Origin of the sequence: Microbacterium immunditiarum (assembly GCF_013409785.1) — a bacterium.
GTDB classification, from domain to species: Bacteria; Actinomycetota; Actinomycetes; order Actinomycetales; family Microbacteriaceae; genus Microbacterium; species Microbacterium immunditiarum.
This window is the reverse complement of the sequence record NZ_JACCBV010000001.1, coordinates 2,582,168-2,604,677: the sequence shown is the minus strand read 5'-3', so window position 1 is coordinate 2,604,677 and position 22,510 is coordinate 2,582,168. Positions and strand designations below refer to the sequence as shown.

Annotated in this window: 20 protein-coding genes; all 20 read left to right on the top strand. The window is 71.0% G+C overall.

Translation table 11 applies throughout. From position 1 onward, the window contains the following. The first annotated feature begins 1 nt into the window (after position 1). The gene (gene mltG, locus BJ991_RS12120; RefSeq protein ID WP_179490335.1) at positions 2–1,771 is read left to right on the top strand and encodes an endolytic transglycosylase MltG; all 1,770 of its coding nucleotides are present in this window, start codon (positions 2–4) and stop codon (positions 1,769–1,771) included. Continuing rightward, a complete protein-coding gene (locus BJ991_RS12115; RefSeq protein WP_343048743.1) occupies positions 1,741–2,607 on the top strand; it encodes a shikimate dehydrogenase in 867 nt (288 codons plus the stop codon). The genes mltG and BJ991_RS12115 overlap by 31 nt, the downstream gene beginning before the upstream one ends. Positions 2,608–2,638: 31 nt before the next feature. Continuing rightward, a complete protein-coding gene (aroC, locus tag BJ991_RS12110) occupies positions 2,639–3,892 on the top strand; it encodes a chorismate synthase (protein ID WP_179490333.1) in 1,254 nt (417 codons plus the stop codon). Then, positions 3,876–4,451 (top strand): shikimate kinase, encoded by a 576-nt coding sequence (locus BJ991_RS12105; RefSeq protein WP_179490331.1) that lies wholly within the window; start codon positions 3,876–3,878, stop codon positions 4,449–4,451. The genes aroC and BJ991_RS12105 overlap by 17 nt, the downstream gene beginning before the upstream one ends. After that, entirely contained in the window at positions 4,448–5,524 is a 1,077-nt protein-coding gene (aroB, locus tag BJ991_RS12100; protein ID WP_179490329.1) for a 3-dehydroquinate synthase, read from the top strand. Before BJ991_RS12105 ends, aroB begins: the two co-directional genes overlap by 4 nt. Positions 5,525–5,562: 38 nt before the next feature. Beyond that, a complete protein-coding gene (locus tag BJ991_RS12095; RefSeq protein WP_179490327.1) occupies positions 5,563–6,117 on the top strand; it encodes a GNAT family N-acetyltransferase in 555 nt (184 codons plus the stop codon). A 9-nt stretch (positions 6,118–6,126) separates the two neighbouring features. After that, positions 6,127–6,585, top strand: coding sequence for a type II 3-dehydroquinate dehydratase (gene aroQ, locus BJ991_RS12090; RefSeq protein WP_179490325.1), 459 nt, complete (start codon positions 6,127–6,129; stop codon positions 6,583–6,585). 130 nt (positions 6,586–6,715) lie between these two features. Next, a complete protein-coding gene (gene efp / locus BJ991_RS12085) occupies positions 6,716–7,276 on the top strand; it encodes an elongation factor P (protein ID WP_179490323.1) in 561 nt (186 codons plus the stop codon). 9 nt (positions 7,277–7,285) lie between these two features. After that, on the top strand, positions 7,286–7,696 hold the full coding sequence (gene nusB, locus BJ991_RS12080) for a transcription antitermination factor NusB (RefSeq protein ID WP_179490321.1): 411 nt from the start codon (positions 7,286–7,288) through the stop codon (positions 7,694–7,696). A gap of 43 nt (positions 7,697–7,739) precedes the next feature. Continuing rightward, on the top strand, positions 7,740–10,763 hold the full coding sequence (locus tag BJ991_RS18660; RefSeq protein ID WP_343048742.1) for a DEAD/DEAH box helicase: 3,024 nt from the start codon (positions 7,740–7,742) through the stop codon (positions 10,761–10,763). 89 nt (positions 10,764–10,852) lie between these two features. Further along, the gene (locus BJ991_RS12070) at positions 10,853–12,427 is read left to right on the top strand and encodes a Rieske 2Fe-2S domain-containing protein (protein ID WP_179490317.1); all 1,575 of its coding nucleotides are present in this window, start codon (positions 10,853–10,855) and stop codon (positions 12,425–12,427) included. A 102-nt stretch (positions 12,428–12,529) separates the two neighbouring features. Continuing rightward, entirely contained in the window at positions 12,530–13,063 is a 534-nt protein-coding gene (gene pyrR, locus BJ991_RS12065) for a bifunctional pyr operon transcriptional regulator/uracil phosphoribosyltransferase PyrR (RefSeq protein ID WP_179490315.1), read from the top strand. Between the two features lie 4 nt (positions 13,064–13,067). Continuing rightward, the gene (locus BJ991_RS12060) at positions 13,068–14,030 is read left to right on the top strand and encodes an aspartate carbamoyltransferase catalytic subunit (protein ID WP_179490313.1); all 963 of its coding nucleotides are present in this window, start codon (positions 13,068–13,070) and stop codon (positions 14,028–14,030) included. 38 nt (positions 14,031–14,068) lie between these two features. Continuing rightward, positions 14,069–15,376: a dihydroorotase gene (locus BJ991_RS12055; RefSeq protein WP_179492762.1), complete on the top strand. Its 1,308-nt coding sequence runs from the start codon at positions 14,069–14,071 to the stop codon at positions 15,374–15,376. After that, positions 15,373–15,873: a PH-like domain-containing protein gene (locus BJ991_RS12050; RefSeq protein ID WP_179490311.1), complete on the top strand. Its 501-nt coding sequence runs from the start codon at positions 15,373–15,375 to the stop codon at positions 15,871–15,873. Before BJ991_RS12055 ends, BJ991_RS12050 begins: the two co-directional genes overlap by 4 nt. Next, entirely contained in the window at positions 15,870–17,072 is a 1,203-nt protein-coding gene (gene carA, locus BJ991_RS12045; protein WP_179490309.1) for a glutamine-hydrolyzing carbamoyl-phosphate synthase small subunit, read from the top strand. The genes BJ991_RS12050 and carA overlap by 4 nt, the downstream gene beginning before the upstream one ends. Next, positions 17,072–20,383, top strand: coding sequence for a carbamoyl-phosphate synthase large subunit (gene carB / locus BJ991_RS12040; RefSeq protein WP_179490307.1), 3,312 nt, complete (start codon positions 17,072–17,074; stop codon positions 20,381–20,383). Before carA ends, carB begins: the two co-directional genes overlap by 1 nt. Continuing rightward, a complete protein-coding gene (pyrF, locus tag BJ991_RS12035) occupies positions 20,380–21,228 on the top strand; it encodes an orotidine-5'-phosphate decarboxylase (RefSeq protein WP_179490302.1) in 849 nt (282 codons plus the stop codon). Before carB ends, pyrF begins: the two co-directional genes overlap by 4 nt. Then, a complete protein-coding gene (gene gmk, locus BJ991_RS12030) occupies positions 21,221–22,117 on the top strand; it encodes a guanylate kinase (protein WP_179490301.1) in 897 nt (298 codons plus the stop codon). Before pyrF ends, gmk begins: the two co-directional genes overlap by 8 nt. 100 nt (positions 22,118–22,217) lie before the next feature. Next, on the top strand, positions 22,218–22,472 hold the full coding sequence (rpoZ, locus tag BJ991_RS12025; RefSeq protein WP_179490299.1) for a DNA-directed RNA polymerase subunit omega: 255 nt from the start codon (positions 22,218–22,220) through the stop codon (positions 22,470–22,472). The last annotated feature ends 38 nt before the right edge of the window (positions 22,473–22,510 follow it).

Genomic DNA, 22,510 nt, shown 5'->3' with positions numbered 1-22,510 from the left:
CATGCCCCAGTCGCCTTCGCCGTACGACGACCCGTTCGCGGGCCTGTTCGGCAAGCTGCCCGACCCGCGAGCGCACCTCGCGCGGTCGGCCTCCGAGGGCTCCGGGCACAGCGGCGACGGCGTCAGCGGCGGCGCCCCTGCCACGGGAGGGGTTCCACCGCAGACCGGCGCGGTGCCGACGTACACGGGCGCGGTGCCGACGCAGACCGGAAGCGTGCCGCTTTCGCGCCGCGCCGCCCGCGAGGCCGCGGCGCGAGAAGCGGCGGCCCGCGATGCCGCGCCGCGCGAGGCGGCAGCACAGCCCGAGACCGTCGCACTCCCGACACCGCCGCAGGCATCGCCCCACACGCCGCAACCGGCCACGACGGCGTTCGAGACGCCGGTCGCGGCATCCGCCCCTCCCGGTTCCATCCCTGCGGGCCCGAACTCGCCGACGGCCGGGGAGTCTGACGCGTATGACCTCGACGACGACCCCGCCCGCTCGTGGCAGCTCTCGGGCGAGGTGGCTGCGCAGCCGGCGCTGCCCTACAGCCGTACGGGGAGCATCCCGATCATCTCGGAGTCGGAGGCACGGGCCGCCGCGAAGCGCGCCGGTGCGGGGGACGCGGGCGGTGGGCTCGAGGCGCTGTTCTCGGGGGACGTGTCGACGACCGACATCGGTTCCCCGCCGCCCCCGAAAGACAAGCGCAAGCGGCGCATCGGCGGCTGGATCGCGCTGGGTGTGATCGTCGCCCTGCTCGGAGGCATCGCGCTCGGCGGCTGGTGGGTGTGGAACACGTACGAGAGCCAGATCCGCGCGGTGCTCGGGTGGGAGGAGCCCAAGGACTTCGAGGCGGGGATGGCCAACGGCGAAGCGCTCGTGACGATCGAGTCGGGCGACACGGGGCAGTCGATCTCGCCCAAGCTCTACGAGGCGGGTGTCACGAAGACGCCCGAGGCGTTCTACGCCTACCTCATCGAGACGCAGCAGAACCCGCCGTTCCAGCCCGGCGTCTTCCGGCTGCAGAAGCAGATGACGTCCGAGGCCGCCCTCGCGATGATCCTGGATCCGGCGAGCAAGCTCGAGAACTCCGCGCTCATCCCCGAGGGAAAGACCGTCGAGCAGACGACCGAGATCCTCGCCGACAGCCTCCAGATACCGATCGAGGACTTCCAGGCGGCGATCGCCGACCCGGCGGCGTACGGCGTCGCAGCCGACTCGCTCGAGGGCTGGCTCTTCCCCGCGATGTACACGTTCGATCCGGGCGTGACCGCCAACGACGTCATCGCGCGCATGGTCGCGCGCACGATCCAATCGCTCGATGAGGCGGGTGTGCCCATCGAGGATCGCCAGCGCATCCTCACGATCGCCTCGATCATCCAGCGCGAGGCGCGGTACGAAGCGGACATGCAGAAGGTCTCGCGAGTCATCCAGAACCGCCTCGACCCGAACAACCAGGAGACGTTCGGCCTCCTGCAGATGGATTCGACGGCGCAGTACGGCTTCGGCGAGATGCACGACGGGACGGTCAGCTCGTCCGAGGAGGCGCTCACCGACCCGAACCCGTGGAACACGTACGTGAACCCCGGGCTGCCCATCGGGCCGATCTCGAACCCCGGCGACGTCGCGATCTCGTCGGCGATGCATCCCGCAGACGGCGATTGGCTGTACTTCGTGACGGTGAACCTCGACACCGGCGAGACCGTGTTCACGTCGAACATCAACGACCACAACCGCGCGGTCGATCAGTGGCGCGGCTGGTGTCGCGAGCACCCGGACTCGGGGTGCTGACCGGCCGCCGGCTCGCGGTGTGGGGCGATCCGATCGCCCACAGCCGCTCCCCGCAGCTGCACGGCGCCGCCTACCGCGCCCTCGGCCTGGACTGGGAGTACGGCCGCGAGCGCGTCGACGAGGAGTCGTTCGCGTCGCGCCTTGCGACACTCGGGGAACCGTGGCGCGGCCTGTCGCTCACGATGCCGCTCAAGGGCGTCGCGTTCGGCGCTGCCGAGACGCGCGATCGCGCGGCCGAGCTCACGGGCGCCGTCAACACGCTGCTGCTCTCCGAGGGCGGTCCGCACGGCTTCAACACGGACGTCGGCGGGATCGTGCGGTTCCTGACCGAGCAGGGGATCGCCGACCCCGCACGCGCGCGCATCATCGGCGCGGGCGCCACGGCGACCTCCGCGCTCCTGGCACTCGAGACGATGGGCGTGCGCGAGATCGAGGTCGCGGCACGGCGCCCCGAAGCCGCGGAGCACCTCGTCGCGCTGGGCGAGCGCATCGGCGTCCGCGTCACGCTCGCGCGCATCGAGGCTCCGTCGGGCGCCGTGGACCTCACGGTCGCGACGCTTCCGGGTGGCGCGGACATACCGGATGCCACGGCCGACCGCCTCGCGGCATCCGGCGGTCCCCTCCTCGACGTCGTCTACGGCCACTGGCCGACCGTGCTCGCGTCGGCGTGGGAGCGCGCCGGCGCGCGGGCCTGGGACGGCAGCGGGATGCTCCTGCACCAGGCCGTGCTGCAGGTGCGGGTCTTCGTCCAGGGTGACCCGCACGCCGTCCTCCCGCACGAGGATGACGTCGTGGCGGCGATGCGCGCGGCGCTGGAGGCATCCGCGACGGCATAACCGTCCCCTCGGGGCGTGGGAGACTGGAGCAATGCTCCGCGTGCTCACGGCCGGCGAATCGCACGGCCCCGAACTCATCGCCGTCATGGAGGGCCTCCCGGCCGGCGTGCCGGTGTCTCGCAGCGCGATCCAGGCCGATCTGGCCCGCCGCAAACTCGGATACGGCCGCGGATCGCGCATGAAGTTCGAAGAGGACGAGCTGACCATCTCGGCCGGTGTGCGCCACGGGTACTCGCTCGGCAGCCCCATCGCGCTGCGCATCGGGAACACCGAGTGGCCGAAGTGGGTCGAGGTCATGAGCGCCGAGCCCGTGGAGCTCACCGACAAGTCGCGGGGCAGGGGAGCGGCCCTCACGCGGCCGCGGCCGGGGCACGCCGACCTCGTGGGCATGCAGAAGTACGGGTTCGACGAGGCGCGGCCCATCCTCGAGCGCGCGAGCGCGCGCGAGACGGCGGCGCGAGTCGCGCTGGGCGCCGTCGCGCGGTCGTTCCTCGGCGAGCTCGGCATCCGGCTCGTGAGCCACACGCTGTCGATCGGGCCCGTCCAGGTGCCGGAGGGCGCGGCACTGCCGGCACCCGACGACGTCGACGCGCTCGATGCCGATCCGCTGCGGTGCTTCGACCCCGAGACGTCCGCCCGCATGGTCGCGGAGGTCGACGCCGCCCGCAAGGACGGCGACACGCTCGGCGGCATCGTCGAGGTGCTCGCGTACGGGCTGCCGCCCGGGCTCGGATCCCACGTGCACTGGGACCGCCGCCTCGACGGGCGGCTTGCGCAGGCGCTCATGAGCATCCAGGCGATCAAGGGCGTCGAGGTCGGCGACGGCTTCGAGACGACGCGCCGACGCGGCTCGGCCGCCCACGACGAGCTGTTCGCGACCGACGACGGCATCGCGCGTGCGAGCGACCGTGCGGGCGGCACCGAGGGTGGGATGTCGACGGGCACCGTGCTGCGCGTGCGCGCCGGCATGAAGCCGATCGCGACGGTTCCGCGCGCGCTGCGCACCATCGACGTCGCGACGGGGGATGCGGCATCCGCCCACCACCAGCGTTCCGACGTGTGCGCCGTGCCCGCGGCGGGCGTCGTCGCAGAGGCGATGGTCGCCATCGCCCTCGGCGAGGCGGTGCTCGAGAAGTTCGGCGGTGACTCGGTCTCCGAGACGCGCCGCAACCTCGACTCGTACCTCGCGTCGATCCCCGAGACCCTGCGCTCGTCCCGCGAGAGCGACGCGTCGCTCGGCGACGAGGACGCGGAGCCGCTCGCCGAGCATGGCCTCGCCCGCTGAGCACGCGCCCGTGCCCGTGGCGCGGGAGGCGGCATCCGCTGTCGTCCTCATCGGGCCGATGGGCGCGGGCAAGACGAGTATCGGACGGCGCGTGGCCAAGGCGCTCGCCCTCCCGTTCACCGACACGGACGTCGCGGTCGCGCGCGAGCACGGACCGCTCGAGACCGTGTTCGCGACGCTCGGCGAGAGGCGCTTCCGCGAGCTGGAGCGCGAGGCCGTGCGCGCCGCACTCGCCACGGGCGGAGTCGTGTCGCTCGGCGGGGGCGCGGTGCTCGATCCGCACACCCGTGCCGACCTCGAAAGGCACCGGGTCGTGCTGCTCACCGTGACGCCCGAGGTCGTCGCGGGGCGCATCCGCGGATCGAGCCGCCCGCTGCTGCAGACCGAGGACCCCGTCGAGCGCTGGACCGCGATCCTCGACGAGCGGCGCCTGCTGTACGACGAGGTCGCCGACATCGAGTTCGACACATCGACGGGCCCGCTGCAGGACGTCGTCGAGGGGATCGTCGAGTGGGTCCGCAGCGGCACGACGTCCATGACGGGCGAGGAGGAGACATGAGCGAGCCGACGACGATCACCGTGCGGGGAGATGCCCCGTACGACGTGCGCGTGGGGCGCGGCATCCTGAGCACGCTCGGCGAGACGCTGCCGGCATCCGCCCGGAAGGTGCTCATCGTGCATCCGCCGACGCTCGCGGCGCAGGCCGAGGCGCTGCGCGCGAGTCTCGTGGGCGACCGTGAGGTGCTGCTCGCCGAGGTCCCCGACGCCGAGCAGGGCAAACGCATCGAGGTCGCCGCGTTCTGCTGGCAGGTGCTCGGCCAGGCCGATTTCACGCGCACGGACGCGATCGTCGGCTTCGGCGGAGGCGCGGTCACCGACCTCGCGGGCTTCGTCGCGGCGACCTGGCTGCGCGGCGTGGCGGTCGTGCAGGTCCCGACGACCGTGCTCGGCATGGTCGACGCCGCGGTGGGCGGCAAGACCGGCATCAACACGGCCGAGGGCAAGAATCTCGTCGGCGCGTTCTGGCCGCCGCGCGCCGTGATCTGCGACCTCGACCTCCTGGACTCCCTCGGCCGCAACGAGCTCGTCGCGGGGTTCGCCGAGGTGGTCAAGGCCGGATTCATCTGGTATCCGGAGATCCTCGACCTGATCGAGGCGGATGCCACAGCCGCCGTCGACCCGCGCAGCGACGCCTTCCGCCGGTGCGTGGAGCTCGCGATCGACATGAAGGCGCGGGTCGTGGGAGAGGACCTGCGCGAAGCGGGGCTCCGTGAGGTGCTCAACTACGGCCACACGCTCGGCCACGCGATCGAGCACGCCGAGCGCTACCGCTGGAGGCACGGCGCCGCGATCTCCATCGGCATGGTCTTCGCGGCCGAGCTGTCGAGGCTCGCAGGACGACTGCCGGATCCCGCGGCCCAGCGTCACCGCGACATCCTCGAGCTGCTCGGGCTGCCGACCTCCTACCGCGCGGGCGCGTGGCCGCAGCTGCTGGCGACGATGCAGCGCGACAAGAAGGCCCGCGGGGGGATGCTGCGGTTCATCGTGCTCGACGACATCGCGAAGCCGACGACGCTGCAGGCGCCGGACGAGTCGCTGCTTTTCGCGGCGTACCAGGAGGTGGCGGGCTGACCCTGCGTCACGATGAGCATCGTCGCTAGGGTGGCGGGATGCGGAGCATCCGTCGAGTCCGGGCCGACGAATGGGAAGCCGTGCGTGACCTGCGCCTCGAGTCGCTGAGCGATCCGCTCGCTTCGATCGCGTTCCTCGACACGAGGGCGAACGCCCAGACGCACAGCGACGACTTCTGGCGCGACCGCACCGCGAGGGCGGCCGAGAGCGACGACGGCGCGCAGTTCGTCGCAGAGGACGACGGAATGTGGGTGGGCTCGCTCACAGTGCTGCTGCGCCGTCCGGGTGCGACGGATCACCTCGAGCGCACGGCGTCTCGCCTCGGAGCCGACGTCGTGGGCGTGTGGGTGCGTCCCACGCACCGCGGTGACGGCACGATCGACGCGCTGCTGGAGGCGGCGGTGGGGTGGGCGGTCGCGCGCGGCGCCGAGACGGTGTCGCTCGACGTGCACGTCGACAACCACCGCGCGCAGGGCGCGTACCGTCGATTCGGGTTCCGCGAGACGGGCGAGGTGACGCAGAGCGTCGCGGGGAGGGAGCTGCGAATGACGCTCGCACCCTCGCACTCGGACGACGTCCCGGCCGATGGCTAGGGTGGTGCCGTGACGACACCCCGGCGCCTGCTCCTCGTGAACGGACCGAACCTCAACCTGCTCGGCGTTCGCGAGCCCGAGGTGTACGGCACCGCGACGCTCGCCGACGTCGAACGCATCGCGACGGATGCCGCACGAGCGCGCGGGTTCGAGGTCCGTGCGGTGCAGAGCAACCACGAGGGCGCGCTCCTGGACGCGATCCACGCCGCGCGCGAGGACTGCGCGGGCATCGTCATCAACCCGGCAGGGCTCACGCACACGTCGGTCGTGCTCCGCGACGCGTTGTCGGGCGTCGCCCTACCCGTCGCGGAGGTGCACGTCTCCGACATCTCGAAGCGCGAGCCGTTCCGGCAGCACTCGTACGTCGCCGACGTCGCCCTCGTGCACGTGATGGGGGAGGGCGTCCAGGGGTACGCGACCGCGGTCGAGCGACTCATCGACGTCATCGCCGGTCAGGCCGACGGGTGACCTCCGGGTGCCGCCACGGGGGCATCCCGTAGAATCGAACGTCGGCCGCTGACGGATGCGCTCGGCCCCACTCTCGTTCGGCCTCGACTCGGGGCCGCGTCATCACCACACGAACGGACTTCCCACACACATGGCATCGACCGCAGACATCAAGAACGGCGTCGTCCTCAACATCGACGGACAGCTCTGGAGCGTCGTCGAGTTCCAGCACGTCAAGCCCGGCAAGGGCGGGGCGTTCGTGCGCACGAAGCTCAAGAACGTCGTCACCGGCAAGGTCGTCGACAAGACGTACAACGCGGGCGCGAAGATCGACATCGAGAACGTCGACCGCCGCGACTTCACGTACCTCTACAACGACGGCGAGGGCTTCGTGTTCATGGACACGACGGACTACGACCAGATCACGGTCCCGGCGGCCACCGTCGGTGACGCGAAGAACTTCCTGCTCGAGAACCAGCAGGTCACGATCGCCCTCAACAACGGCAACCCCCTCTACCTCGACCTCCCGGCCTCGGTCGTGCTCGAGATCACCTACACCGAGCCCGGTCTGCAGGGCGACCGCTCGTCGGCGGGCACCAAGTCCGCGACCGTCGAGACCGGCTACGAGATCCAGGTCCCGCTGTTCCTCGAGACCGGCACGAAGGTCAAGGTCGACACCCGCACGGGCGAGTACCTCGGCCGCGTCAACTGACGCCGCGCGATGAGCGCACGAACGAAAGCGCGCAAGCGCGCACTCGACATCCTCTTCCAGAGCGACGTCCGCGGCGACGCCCTGCCCACGGTGCTGGCCGCCGAGGCCAAGCGCGCCGCGAACGAGCCGGCGCGTGAGGCGTCCTGGCTCTACGCCCGCGAGATCGTCGACGGCGTGATCGACAACCAGGGCGAGATCGACGAGCTCATCACGACCTACTCGAAGGACTGGTCGCTCGCGCGCATGCCGGCGGTCGATCGCGCCCTGCTGCGCATCGGCGTGTGGGAGATCGTCTACAACGACGAGGTCCCGACGGCGGTCGCGATCGACGAGGCCGTCGAGCTCGCCAAGGAGTTCTCGACCGACGAGTCGGGGGCGTTCGTCCACGGCGTGCTCGCCCGCATCTCCCGCGCCGGCTGACGCCGCGGCGGCACTGTCGGAGCGGGGGACCATGATGGATCCCGTGACCCCGCCGTTCGACGACGCCGCGCACCGCGGCATCCCCGCGCAGGGTGCGGCGACGGTGTCGTCCGAGTGGCGGCGGCTCTTCGCGGCATCCGCGTCGGCGACACCCGGTTCATCGATCGGGCTCGCCCTCGGCGTGGAATTGCGCCAGCGTGTGCGCCGCGACGGCTCGGCGTGGTCGCCCGTCCGGATCGAGACCGCGACGGCGCGCGGGCTGCACCGGGACGGCACCGACGTGCTCGTCGGACTGCGCCCGCTCGAGCGCGGTGCGCGAGACGACGCGTGGATCAAGGGCGAGACGTCCTGGGACGAGGTCCGGCGCGCCACGAACCGCTACGACCCGGCGCAGGCGCGCTGGTTCACCGAACTCCACAGCATCGGCCGCGACCTGCGCACGTACGGTACGTTCTCCGACGTCGCGGAGTGGCTGACCCTCGACGACATCACCTCGTCGCTGTTGTGGCCGCACCTCGAGAAGGGGGCGCGGCTCGGAATCCCGATCGTCGCCGCGAAGCGCCACCAGTCGGTCGAGCTCGTGGGCGAGGCGTCCGTCTCGGTGCGGGTCTCGCGTTCGCGAGGTGCGCTCATCGTCGCGCCCGTCGTCGAGATCGGGAGAGAGAGGGCGGATGCGGCGACCGTCCGCCCGATCGGAGGGAACGGCGTCTACCGGTTCGAGGTCACGGGTGCGCGCATCCGGATCGACCTCGCGCCCGCCCCCGTGCCCGACGCCGTGCGTGCGCTGCTGACCGCGGCGGCGCCCGTCGCGGTGCCCGCGGAGGACGCCGCCGAGTTCATCGAGGAGCACCTCGCACCGCTGTCGCGCCACGTCGCGGTGCGCGCGCCGGGCATCGAGATCCCGTCGCCCGATCGCCCGACGCTGGTCGTCGCGGTGCGGTTCTCGCCCTCGCATCGGCTGGAGTACACGCACGCGTGGCGGTATCGCGGCCGTGAGGACGCCCCCTTCAACGCACCCGCCTCGACCGACCGCGATCCGGAGGCCGAGGCGGCCATCCGCGGCCGGGTCGAGGAGGCGTGGCGAGAGGAGTCGCCCGTGGAATGGGCGCCCTCCGCCGTGCTCACGGGGCTCGATGCGGCGGAGTTCGCGTCGCGCGTGCTCCCGCGGCTGGACGCGCTCGACGGCGTCGTGGTCGAGGTGACGGGGGAGCGGCCCCGTTACCGCGAGCTGACGGGCGACCCGCGCATCGAGGTCACCACGGTCGAGTCTGCCGACCCGGACTGGTTCGACCTCGGCGTCGTCGTGACGATCGACGGCCGACGCATCCCGTTCGGCAAGCTGTTCATCGCGCTGTCGCGCGGCCGCCGCAAGCTGCTCCTGAGCGACGGCGCGTACTTCTCGCTGTCGCATCCGTCGCTGAAGAGGCTGCGCGACCTCATCGAGGAGGCGGGCGAGCTCGACGAGTGGGAGACGGGCCCGCGCCTCAGCCGCTACCAGACGACGCTGTGGGCCGATTTCGAGGATCTCGCCGACCAGTCCGAGCCCGCGGTGTCGTGGCGCGCGATCGCGGAGGGCCTTCGCGACGCCGAGGGCGTGCCGGAGGCCCCGCTGCCGCGCGGGCTGCGCGCGGAGCTCCGGCCGTATCAGCGGGCGGGGTACGACTGGCTCGCGTTCTTGTGGCAGCACAAGCTCGGCGGCATCCTCGCCGACGACATGGGGCTCGGCAAGACGCTGCAGCTCCTCGCGCTCATCGCGCACACACGCGACGCCGGTGAGACGCGCCCGTTCCTCGTGGTGGCGCCGACGTCGGTCGTGTCGACGTGGCGCACGGAGGCCGCGCGCTTCACACCCGACCTCCGCGTGACGGTGCTCGACGGCACGCGAGGCGGTCAAGGACGGAGGACGGATGCTCCGCCCGTCGCGCGGGCCGCGGCATCCGCCGATGTCGTCGTCACGTCGTACCCCCGCCTGCGCCTCGACGAGACCGCGTTCACCAGCGTCGAGTGGGCGGGACTCGTCCTCGACGAGGCGCAGTTCGTGAAGAACCGGGCAACCATGACGCACCAGGCGGTCGCGGCGCTGCGCGCCGACGTCGTGTACGCCGTCACCGGCACGCCGCTCGAGAACAGCCTGAGCGAGCTGTGGTCGCTGCTCGCCCTCGCGGCGCCCGGGCTCTTCCCGTCGGCGCGGCGCTTCCGCGAGGAGTACATCGGCCCGATCGAGCAGGGCAAGGTGCCCGAGAACCAGGAAGGGGGCGAATTCCGCGCCCGTCGCCTCGCACGGCTGCGGCGGCGCATCCGTCCCCTCGTCCTGCGGCGCACGAAACAGCACGTCGCCTCCGACCTGCCGCCCAAGCAGGAGCAGTCGGTCACCGTCGAGCTCGGCCCGGCGCACCGCGCGCTGTACGACACCGTGCTGCAGCGTGAACGGCAGAAGGTGCTCGGGCTGCTCGATGACCTCGATCGCAACCGGTTCATCGTGTTCCGGTCTCTGACGCTGCTGCGGATGCTGAGCCTCGCGCCCGAGCTCATCGACCCCGAGTACGCGCACATCGAGCCTGGCAAGCTCACCGCGCTGTTCGAGCAGCTCGACGAGGTGCTCGCCGAGGGGCACCGTGCGCTCGTGTTCAGCCAGTTCACGTCGTTCCTGGGGCTCGTCGCCGAGCGGCTCGAGGAGCGCGGCATCCGACACGCCTACCTCGACGGGTCGACGCGCGATCGAGACTCCGCGATCGCGAGCTTCCGCGGAGGTGAAGCGCCGGTCTTCCTCATCAGCCTCAAGGCCGGCGGGTTCGGGCTCACACTGACCGAGGCGGACTACGTGTTCATGCTGGATCCGTGGTGGAACCCCGCCGCCGAGGCGCAGGCGGTCGACCGCGCGCACCGCATCGGGCAGGAGCGACCGGTCAACGTGTACCGGCTGATCGCGGCGGGCACCATCGAAGAGAAGGTGATGGCCCTGCAGCAGCGGAAGGCGCGCCTGTTCCAGGCCGTCATGGACGACGACGCGCTGTTCGGGCGCGCGCTGTCGGCCGACGACATCCGGGGGCTGTTCGAGGCCGACTGAGGCGCGGGATCCGCATTTCCACGGCCGTCCGTCGGGGGGCCTCTCGCGTCCTCGCCTACAATCGGTGTGCGTCGATCGGAAGGATTTCCATGCGCATCACGGGCCTCGGCCATGCCGGCATGTTCATCGAGACGGCAGGCGGGAGCATCCTCTGCGACCCCGTCATCGGGCCGACGTTCTTCGGCTCGTGGTTCCCGTTCCCCGACAACCGGGCGCTCGACTGGGAGCGCTTCGGCAAGGCGGACTTCCTCTACATCTCGCACCGGCACCGCGATCACTTCGACCCCGCGCTCATGGAGCGCCACGTGCCGAAGGACATCAAGGTGCTCCTGCCCGAGTACCCGACCGACGACCTCGAGACGGATCTGCGAACGCTCGGCTACGACAACATCGTCTACACGCAGGCGGGCGTGCCGCTCGAGTTCGGCCCGCTCAAGGTCATGGTCACGCCGCTGCGCGCGCCGAGCGACGGCCCGATCGGAGACTCGTCGCTCAGCGTCGACGACGGCACGGCGAGCATCCTCAACCAGAACGACTCGCACCCGCTCGACCTCGAGAAGCTCATGTCGTTCTCGAAGCCCCAGGCGTACTTCACGCAGGTGTCGGGCGCGATCTGGTGGCCCATGGTCTACGACCTGCCGCAGGACGCCAAGCAGAACTTCGCGCGCCTCAAGCGCGAGGCGCAGAACAAGCGCGCGATGTACTACATCGAGAAGGTCGATGCCGAGCACGTCTTCCCGATGGCCGGCCCGCCGATGTTCCTGCGCGAGGAGCTGTTCCGCTACAACGGCTACGGCCTCGAGGACGACGCGATCTTCACCGACCAGCGCCAGTTCCTCTCGCACATGGCCGAGCTGCGTCCGCAGCAGAAGGGCCACCTGTTCCTGCCCGGGACGCAGGTCGACCTGAACGACGGCGAGATCGAGGTCACGCAGACGCTCTACACGGATGCCGAGATCGAGCGCATCTTCGGCGACAAGTGGTCGTACCTCGCCGAGCAGCGCGACTCGCGCCAGGACGAGGTCCGCGCCGAAGAGGCGTCGCGTGCGCCGGTGCTGCCGCCGGACGAGATGCTCGCGGCGCTCAAGGAGTGGTGGGAGCCCCTCCTGCGCCGTGCACGGACGATCCGCACCGGCGTGGGCGGGCCGGTGCGCTTCACGATCGGCGAGCTCGACATGGTCGCCGACTTCCCGAAGGCCAAGTTGCGCGAGTACGACGGCGAGGAGGTCGAGTTCTGGTACACGATCCCGGCCGACCTCGTGTCGACGAACATCCGCGACCATGAGATCGACTGGTCGAACTCGATCTTCCTGTCGATGCAGTTCCACGCCGGCCGCAAGGGCAAGTTCAACGAGTTCATCTACACGTTCCTCAAGTGTCTCTCGCGCGACCGGATCGAGTACGTCGAGAACTGGTACGCCGAGCAGTCCGACACGTCAGAGGACGCTCAACTGGGCGACTGGATCGTGCAGCGGCGCTGCCCGCACCTGCGTGCCGACCTCACCAAGACCGGCAAGATCGAGGACGGCGTGCTCACCTGCAGCCTGCACGACTGGAAGTGGGACCTCGCCTCGGGACGCTGCCTCACGACGCAGGGGCACCCGATCCGCGCATCCCAGGTGGAGGACGACCTGCACCGCGACGCGACGCAGCCGGCGGCCTGAGCCCGGACGCGAGAAGGCCGGGGCGCGCCGTCGCGTCGGGTAGGGTGGGAGCACGACAGCAACCTTTAACCCCGTCCCGTGAGGCGGAGAAGGGAGCGGCGGATGAGCACGCGCACCGTGCTGCACGAGGCCGACATCGCCCGGGCATTGACTCGGATCTCGCACGAGATCCTCGAGTCCAACAAAGGCCCCGAGAACCTCGTGATCCTCGGCATCCCGACCCGCGGCGTCACGCTCGCCGAACGCATCGGCTCGCTCGTGAGCGAGTTCGGCGGCGAAGCCGTGCCGGTCGGCTCGCTCGACGTCACGATGTACCGCGACGACCTGCACCGCAACCCCACGCGCGCCCCGCAGCCGACGCAGATCCCGCCCGGCGGCATCGACGGCAAGGTGGTCGTGCTCGTCGACGACGTGCTGTTCTCGGGGCGGAGCATCCGTGCCGCCCTCGACGCCCTGCAGGACATCGGCCGTCCCGCCGTCGTGCGCCTGGCGACCCTCATCGATCGCGGTCATCGCGAGCTCCCGATCCGCCCCGACTTCGTCGGCAAGAACCTGCCCAGCGCGCGTGACGAGCGCGTGTTCGTGCGTCTGGCCGAGGTCGACGGCGAAGAGTACGTCTCGATCGAGGGGCGGTGAGGGCATGAGGCACCTGCTCGACACGAAGACACTCTCGCGCGACGCCGCGCTGCGTATCCTCGACGTCGCGGAGGACATGGCCGACACGCAGCAGCGCGAGGTCAAGAAGCTGCCGACACTCCGCGGCAAGACCGTCGTGAACCTCTTCTTCGAAGATTCCACGCGCACGCGCATCTCGTTCGAGGCGGCCGCGAAGCGGCTGTCGGCGGACGTCATCAACTTCTCGGCGAAAGGGTCGAGCGTCTCGAAGGGCGAGAGTCTGCAGGACACCGCGCAGACGCTCCAGGCGATGGGGGCGGATGCGGTCGTCATCCGCCACGGGGCCTCCGGCGCCCCCCGCACGCTCGCGACGAGCGGCTGGATCACCGCGGGCGTCGTGAACGCGGGCGACGGCACGCACGAGCATCCGACGCAGGCGCTGCTCGACGCCTTCACGATCCGCAAGCGGCGGTTCGGGACCGACAGCCGCGGACGCGACCTCAGCGGGCTCGCGGTGACGATCGTGGGGGACATCCTCCACTCGCGCGTCGCCCGCTCGAACGTGTGGCTGCTGCACACACTCGGCGCGACCGTGACGCTGGTCGCACCGCCGACGCTCGTGCCGCAGGACATGTCGGCGTGGCCCGTGCGCGTGGTCTACGACCTCGACGCGGCGGTCGCCGAGGCGCCCGACGCGCTCATGATGCTGCGCATCCAGCTCGAGCGCATGAACGCGGCGTATTTCCCGACCGAACGGGAGTATTCCCGGCGATGGGGCCTCGACGCGACGCGTTTGGCGGGGCTCGCGGCGGATAGCATTGTCATGCACCCCGGTCCCATGAACCGCGGGCTCGAGATCTCCGCCGACGCCGCCGATTCGTCTCGGTCGACCGTGCTCGACCAGGTGTCGAACGGCGTCTCGGTGCGGATGGCGGTGCTGTATCTGCTCCTGGCGGGGGAGCGCGACGACGATGGGAGAGCCGCGTGACGGCCGTGGGACACGCCGCCGAGAGCGGCAGCTCGGCGATCGAAACGCTGCTGTTCCGCGGCGCGTCGCTCGAAGGCACCGGCGCGGTCGACCTCCTCGTCGAGGACGGCGTGATCGTCGAGACCGGCACCGGGCTCAGCCGCGCCGGGGCGACGGTGATCGACGTCGACGGGCTGGTGGTGCTGCCGGGCCTCGTGGACCTGCACACCCACCTGCGCGAGCCGGGCTACGAGGCATCCGAGACCGTGCTCACCGGATCGCGCGCCGCGGCCGCCGGCGGCTACGCGGCCGTCTTCGCGATGCCGAACACGTCACCCGTGGCCGACACGGCGGGCGTCGTCGAGCAGGAACTGGCACTCGGCGAGGCCGCCGGGTTCGTCACGGTGCAGCCCATCGGCGCGGTCACCGTCGGGCAGAAGGGCGAGCGCCTCGCCGAGCTCGGCGCGATGGCCGACTCGCGCGCTCGGGTGCGGGTCTTCAGCGACGACGGATTCTGCGTGTGGGACCCGCTCATCATGCGACGCGCCCTCGAGTACGTGAAGGCGTTCGACGGCGTCATCGCCCAGCACGCGCAGGACCCGCGACTCACCGAGGGCGCCCAGATGAACGAGGGCGTCGTGTCGGCCGAGCTCGGACTCGCCGGCTGGCCCGCCGTCGCCGAGGAGTCGATCATCGCGCGCGACGTGCTGCTCGCGGAGCACGTCGGCTCGCGCCTGCACGTGTGTCACCTGTCGACCGCGGGATCGGTCGACATCATCCGGTGGGCCAAGCGCCGCGGCGTCGACGTGACGGCCGAGGTGACGCCTCACCACCTGCTGCTGACCGACGAGCTCGCACGCGACTACGACCCGCGCTTCAAGGTCAACCCGCCGCTGCGCCGCGAGGAGGACGTCCTGGCGGTGCGCGAGGGGCTCGCCGACGGCACGATCGACATCGTCGCGACCGATCACGCGCCGCATCCGCCCGAGGCGAAGGCATGCGAATGGCAGGCGGCCGCGAACGGCATGGTCGGGCTCGAGAGCGCTCTGCGCGTCGTGCAGCTCGCGATGGTCGACACGGGGCTCATCACGTGGGCGGACGTCGCACGCGTCATGAGCCGTGAGCCGGCGCGGATCGGGCGGCTGGAGGGCTTCGGCGCGCCGCTGACGCCGGGGCACTCGGCATCCGTCACCTTCTACGACCCATCGCCCGTACGGACGTTCTCGGCCCACGACCTGCGGGGCCGCAGCACGAACTCGCCGTACCTCGGCCGCGAGCTGCCCGGCGAGGTGCGCTGGACTGTCCACCGCGGCGTGCCCACCGTCGTCGACGGGACGCTGCTCGACCGGCCGGGGGTGCGCGCATGACCCGCGAAGGAGCTGTCGCGATCCTGATCGCGGCCGCCGTCGTGATCCTCGGTGCGCTCGCGATCGGGTGGTGGCTGCGGACGCGCCGCGACCGGGGTCTGCGCGCTCCGTTCGGCGAGCCGCCGGTCGGAGCGGTGGCGCAGCACTGGTTCCCGGCGCTGTACGTGGCGACGACCCGCCATGACGAGCCGCTCGAGCGCCTCGCGATCAAGGGGCTCGCGTTCCGCGCGAAGGCCGAACTCATCGTGGCCGACTCGGGCCTCGTGATCGACCTCGCGGGGCAGCCCCGCATCCACCTCCCGGCCGAACGCATCGCGTCGGTCGGCCAGTCCACCGTCGCGATCGACCGCGTCGTCGAGAAGCACGGCCTCGTGCGCGTCACGTGGCGCCTCGAGGACACGATGCTCGCCGACTCGTACTTCCGGCCACAGGACGCCTCTGCCCGCGCTCTCGCCGACGCGATCGCGACGCTCATCACGACAGGAACCGACGCATGACCTCGCTGTTCACGACCGATCCCGCGGTCCTCGTCCTCGAGGACGGCACCCGACACGTCGGGCGCGCCTACGGGGCGCGCGGCACGACGCTCGGCGAGGTCGTCTTCGCGACCGGCATGACCGGGTACCAGGAGACCCTCACCGACCCGTCGTACGCGGGCCAGATCGTGCTGCAGACGGCGCCGCACATCGGCAACACGGGCATGAACCAGGAGGACCCCGAGTCCCGCCGCATCTGGGTCTCGGGCTACATCGTGCGCGACCCTTCGCGCGTGGTCTCGAACTGGCGCGCCGAGGAGTCGCTCGACGAGGCGCTCGAGCGAGACGGCATCGTGGGCATCAGCGGCATCGACACCCGCGCGGTCACGCGCCACATCCGCTCGGCCGGCAGCATGCGCGGCGGAATCTTCTCGGGCGACTCCGCCTCGATCGAACCCGACGAGCAGCTCCGCATCGTCCGCGATGCCCCGCAGATGGCGGGCCTCAACCTGTCGGCGGAGGTCTCGGTCCCCGTCGCGCAGGTCACTCCCGCGGAGGGCGAGCGCATCGGCAACCTCGCGGTGCTCGACCTCGGGGTCAAGCAGGCGACGGTCGACAACCTCGCGGCGCGCGGGTTCGAGGTGCACGTCCTCCCGCAGAGCGTCACGATCGACGAGCTGCGCGCGATCGACCCGGTGGCGGTGTTCTACTCGAACGGGCCGGGCGACCCCGCGGCATCCGACGCCCATGTCGAGCTTCTGCGCGGCGTGCTCGACGAAAGGCTGCCGTTCTTCGGCATCTGCTTCGGCAACCAGCTGCTGGGCCGCGCGCTCGGCCTCGGCACGTACAAGCTGCCGTTCGGGCACCGCGGCATCAACCAGCCCGTGCTCGACAAGTCGACGGGCCGCGTCGAGATCACGGCGCACAACCACGGCTTCGCGGTCGACGCCCCCGTCGAGGGGGAGTTCGAGAGCCCCGCCGGCTACGGCCGCATCGAGGTGAGCCACGTCGGCCTCAACGACCGCGTGGTCGAGGGCCTGCGCGCGCTCGACCTCCCGGCGTTCTCGGTGCAGTACCACCCCGAGGCCGCGGCCGGACCCCACGACGCGAACTACCTGTTCGACCGCTTCCGCGACATGGTGCTCGCGTCGCTCGCCGGGCGGGAGAATCGAGACCAGGTCGAGCAAGGCGACACGGCGACGACCGGAGAGAACGACTGATGCCCAAGCGCGACGACATCCAGAGCGTCCTCGTGATCGGGTCGGGCCCGATCGTGATCGGCCAGGCCGCCGAGTTCGACTACTCGGGCACCCAGGCGTGCCGCGTGCTGCGCGGCGAGGGGCTGCGCGTCATCCTCGTCAACCCGAACCCGGCGACGATCATGACCGATCCGGACTTCGCCGACGCGACGTATATCGAGCCGATCACGCCCGCCGTGATCGAGACGATCATCGCGAAGGAGCAGCCGGATGCGATCCTGCCCACGCTCGGCGGGCAGACCGCCCTCAACGCCGCGATCGCGCTCCACGAGCAGGGCATCCTCGACAAGTACGGCGTCGAGCTCATCGGCGCGAAGGTCGACGCGATCCGCAAGGGCGAGGACCGGCAGATCTTCAAGGAGCTCGTCGTCGCTGCGGGCGCCGACGTCGCCGCCTCGCGCATCGCCCACTCGATGGACGAGGTCCTCGCGGCCGCCGACGAGCTCGGCTACCCGCTGGTCGTGCGACCGTCGTTCACGATGGGCGGCCTCGGCTCGGGCTTCGCGTTCGACGAGGAGGACCTGCGCCGGATCGCCGGCGCCGGCCTGCACGACTCGCCCACGCACGAGGTGCTGCTCGAGGAGTCGATCCTCGGGTGGAAGGAGTACGAGCTCGAGCTCATGCGCGACACGGCCGACAACACCGTCGTCGTCTGCTCGATCGAGAACGTCGACCCCGTCGGCGTGCACACGGGCGACTCGATCACGGTCGCGCCCGCCCTCACCCTCACCGACCGCGAGTACCAGATGCTCCGCGACATCGGCATCGACATCATCCGCGCGGTGGGCGTCGACACGGGCGGATGCAACATCCAGTTCGCCGTCCACCCGGACACGGGCCGCGTGATCGTGATCGAGATGAACCCGCGCGTCTCGCGGTCGTCGGCACTCGCGTCGAAGGCGACGGGGTTCCCGATCGCGAAGATCGCCGCGAAGCTCGCGATCGGGTACCGCCTCGACGAGATCCCGAACGACATCACGAAGGTGACGCCGGCGAGCTTCGAGCCGACACTGGACTACGTCGTCGTGAAGGTGCCGCGCTTCAACTTCGAGAAGTTCCCCGCGGCCGACACGACGCTCACCACCACCATGAAATCGGTGGGCGAGGCCATGGCGATCGGGCGCAACTACGCGACCGCGCTGCAGAAGGCGCTGCGTTCGCTCGAGAAGCGCGGATCGGGCTTCCACTGGGGCGATTACCCTTCGACGAGCTCAGGGACCGAGATGTCGGTCGAGGAGCTTCTCGAGGTCGCCAAGACCCCGACCGACGGCCGCATCGTCGTGCTGCAGCAGGCGCTGCGCAAGGGCGCGACGGTCGAGCAGGCGTTCGACGCCACGAAGATCGACCCGTGGTTCCTCGACCAGATCGTGCTCATCAACGAGGTGGCCGAGTTCGTGCGCACCGCGGGAGAGCTGGACGCGCACACGCTGCGCATCGCGAAGGAGCACGGCTTCAGCGACGCGCAGATCGCCCAGCTGCGCGATGACACGGAGGCGGAGGTGCGCGGCATCCGTCACGCCCTCGGCGTCCGTCCCGTCTACAAGACGGTCGACACGTGCGCGGGGGAGTTCCCGGCGCTGACGCCGTACCACTACTCGAGCTACGACGCCGAGACCGAGGTCGCGCCGTCCGACCGCACGAAGGTCGTCATCATCGGCTCGGGGCCGAACCGCATCGGGCAGGGCGTCGAGTTCGACTACTCGTGCGTGCACGCGTCGTTCGCGCTGTCGGCGGCAGGCTACGAGACCGTCATGGTCAACTGCAACCCCGAGACGGTCTCGACCGACTACGACACGAGCGACCGTCTGTACTTCGAGCCGCTCACGCTTGAGGACGTGCTCGAGGTGCTGCACGCCGAGTCGCAGTCCGGTGAGATCCTCGGCGTGATCTGCCAGCTCGGCGGCCAGACCCCGCTCGGTCTCGCGAAGGGCATCCAGGACGCCGGCTACCGCATCCTCGGCACGAGCCCCGACGCGATCGACCTCGCCGAGGAGCGAGGGCTGTTCAGCGGCATCCTCGCGTCGGGCGGCCTCGTCGCACCGCGTCACGGCACCGCGATCGACGTCGGGGGCGCCGTTGCCGTGGCGGAGGACATCGGGTACCCCGTGCTCGTGCGCCCGAGCTTCGTGCTCGGCGGGCGCGGCATGGAGATCGTCTACGACACCCCGAGCCTGCACGACTACTTCGACCGCATCGCCGACCAGGCGATCATCGGCCCCGGCCTTCCGCTGCTCGTGGACCGCTTCCTCGACGACGCGATCGAGATCGACGTGGACGCGCTCTACGACGGCGACGAGCTGTACGTCGGCGGGGTGATGGAGCACCTCGAAGAGGCCGGAATCCACTCGGGCGACTCGAGCTGTGCGCTGCCGCCCATGTCGCTCGGCCGGTCCGACATCGACCGCGTGCGCGACGCGACGCGCGCGATCGCCGAGGGCGTCGGAGTGCGCGGGCTCATCAACGTGCAGTTCGCCATCAGCGCCGGTGTGCTCTACGTCATCGAGGCGAACCCGCGTGCAAGCCGCACGGTGCCGTTCGTGTCGAAGGCGCTCGGCATCCCGCTCGCGAAGGCGGCCGCGCGCATCATGGCCGGCGCGACGATCGGCGAGCTCGTGGCGGAGGGGCTGCTGCCGTCGGTGGACGGCTCGCGCGTCCCGTTCGGGGCGCCGGTCGCCGTGAAGGAGGCCGTGCTGCCCTTCAAGCGCTTCCGCACGGCCGACGGCCACATCGTGGACTCCGTGCTCGGTCCCGAGATGCGCTCGACGGGCGAGGTCATGGGAATCGACCGTGACTTCCCGACCGCGTTCGCGAAGAGTCAGGAGGCCGCTTACGGCGGCATGCCGCTGTCGGGCACCGTGTTCATCTCGGTCGCCGACAGCGACAAGCGCGCCGTGATCCTGCCGGCGCACCGCCTGCAGCAGCTCGGCTTCTCGCTTGTCGCGACGGAGGGCACGGCCGAGATCCTGGGCCGCAACGGCATCGACGTCACGGTCGTGAACAAGTACAGCCAGACCCAGGCGACGGGGGAGACGAACATCGTCGACCTCATCAACTCGGGCGAGATCGACATCGTCGTGAACACACCGAGCGGCGGTGCGGCCCGCGCGGACGGGTACGAGATCCGCGCCGCGGCGGTCGCCGGCGACAAGGCCCTGTTCACGACGATGGCCGTGCTCGGGGCCGCCGTGACCGCGATGGATGCGATGCAGGACGGCTTCGGCGTCAAGAGCCTGCAGGAGTACGCGGCCGACCGCGCGGCGGTGACGGCGTGACCGCCGGGTTCGGCGGGCGCCTGCGCACCGCGCTCGACACCTACGGCCCGCTGTGCGTCGGGATCGACCCGCACATCTCCCTCGTAGAGGAGTGGGGCCTTGACGCGTCAGCGGCCGGCATCTGCGAGTTCGGCCTCCGCGTCGTCGAGGCGGCGTCGGGACGCGTCGGCGTCGTGAAGCCGCAGGTCGCGTTCTTCGAGCGGTTCGGCTCGGCGGGCTTCGCTGCCCTCGAGGACGTGCTCGGGGCCGCGCGTGACGCCGGCCTCGTCGTGATCGCCGACGCCAAGCGCGGCGACATCGGCTCGACGATGGACGGATACGCGGCGGCGTGGCTGTCTGCGGGTTCGCCGCTCGAGGCGGATGCCGTGACCCTGAACCCCTTCCTGGGCGCAGACTCTCTGCGCGACACGCTCGCCTCGGCGCTGGCCGCGGGCAAGGGCGCGTTCGTCCTCGCGGCGACGAGCAACCCCGAGGCGCACGTGCTGCAGGGCGCCCGCGTGGCGGATGGCGCGGACGAGACGGTCGCCGCGCGCGTCGCGCGCGACGCCGCGGCGGCGGGCGGCGCATCCGGTGAAGCCCTCGGCTCGATCGGCGTCGTCGTCGGGGCGACGGCCGATCGCGCGGCAGTCGGCCTGACGGATGCCGCGCTCGAGGGGCTTCCCATCCTCGCTCCGGGTTTCGGCGCACAGGGCGCCGAGCCGAACGATCTGCGTCGGCTGTTCGGGCGCTTCTGCGGGAACGTCGTCGCGAGCGAGAGCCGCAGCATCCTGTCGGCCGGACCCGACCGGCTGGCCGCCCGCATCGAGGAGCGAGCGGGCCTCTATGCGGAGGTGAACCGTGACTGAGCGGCAAGGGCCGCCCGAAGTCGACCGTGTGGCTGCTTCCCGACGGGCCGTCGCGGCTCGGCGTGAGCGCGCGTCGCTCAAGCGGGACGTCACGACCCGTGTCATCACGCCGCAGGAGCTGCTGCGTCGGGCGCTCGCCGACCCGGCCTCGCCCGCCGGCGCGATGCGGGTGACCGAGTTCCTCACGAGCATCCCGGCGATCGGCGAGGGCAAGCGCGACCGCATCCTGCACGACCTCGGCATCTCGCCGGTCAAGCGCCTGGGCGGGCTCGGTGCGCGGCAGCGCCGCGCGCTCCTGGACTTCCTCGACCGGCGCTGGCCCGAACCCCGGCCGCGCGCGGGGCGGAGCCGGCTCGTCGTGCTCGCGGGGCCGACCGCCGTCGGCAAGGGCACCGTTGCGGCGCAGGTCAGGAAGCGGCATCCGGAGATCCACCTCTCGGTGTCGGCGACCACGCGTCCGCCGCGACCCGGCGAGGTCGAGGGCGAGCACTACTTCTTCGTCGACGACGCCGAGTTCGACCGGCTGATCGCGTCGGGCGAGCTGCTCGAGCACGCGACGGTGCACAACAGGTACCGCTACGGCACTCCGCGCAAGCCGATCGTTCGCGCGCTCGAGGACGGCCGCACGGTGCTCCTCGAGATCGACCTGCAGGGAGCGCGGCAGGTGCGCGCCGCGGAGCCGTCGGCGACGCTCGTGTTCCTGCTCCCGCCGAGCTGGGACGAGCTCGTGCAGCGCCTCGTCGGCCGCGGCACCGAGGGCGAGGAGGAGCGCGCGCGGCGCCTCCGCACGGCGAAGGTCGAGCTCGCTGCGCAGGGCGAGTTCGACTATCGCGTCGTCAACGACCACGTCGAACGCGCCGCCGACGAGGTCGTCTCGCTGGTGACCTGACCCGTTCGGCAGGTGTCGGGGCTCGCTCGGGTAGAATGAGAGGATGCCTCGGCGCGGCCGGGCACGCAGACTTTCCCTTCCACTTCTCCAGGAGGACCCCATGGCCGGAACCAACCAGGGCATCATCGAGCCCCCCATCGACAGCCTTCTCGAGAAGGTCGACTCGAAGTACCAGCTCGTGATCTACGCGGCCAAGCGCGCGCGCCAGATCAACGACTACTACTCCGACCTCCACGAGGGCAACCTGTTCGACAACGTCGGACCGCTCGTCGACTCGACCGTCGAAGACAAGCCGCTCACCATCGCGCTCCACGAGATCAACGAAGACAAGATGCGCCTGCGCTCGGCCGAGTGATCACGGAGCCGGGCGCCTGAGACGCCCGGTGTCGGCGC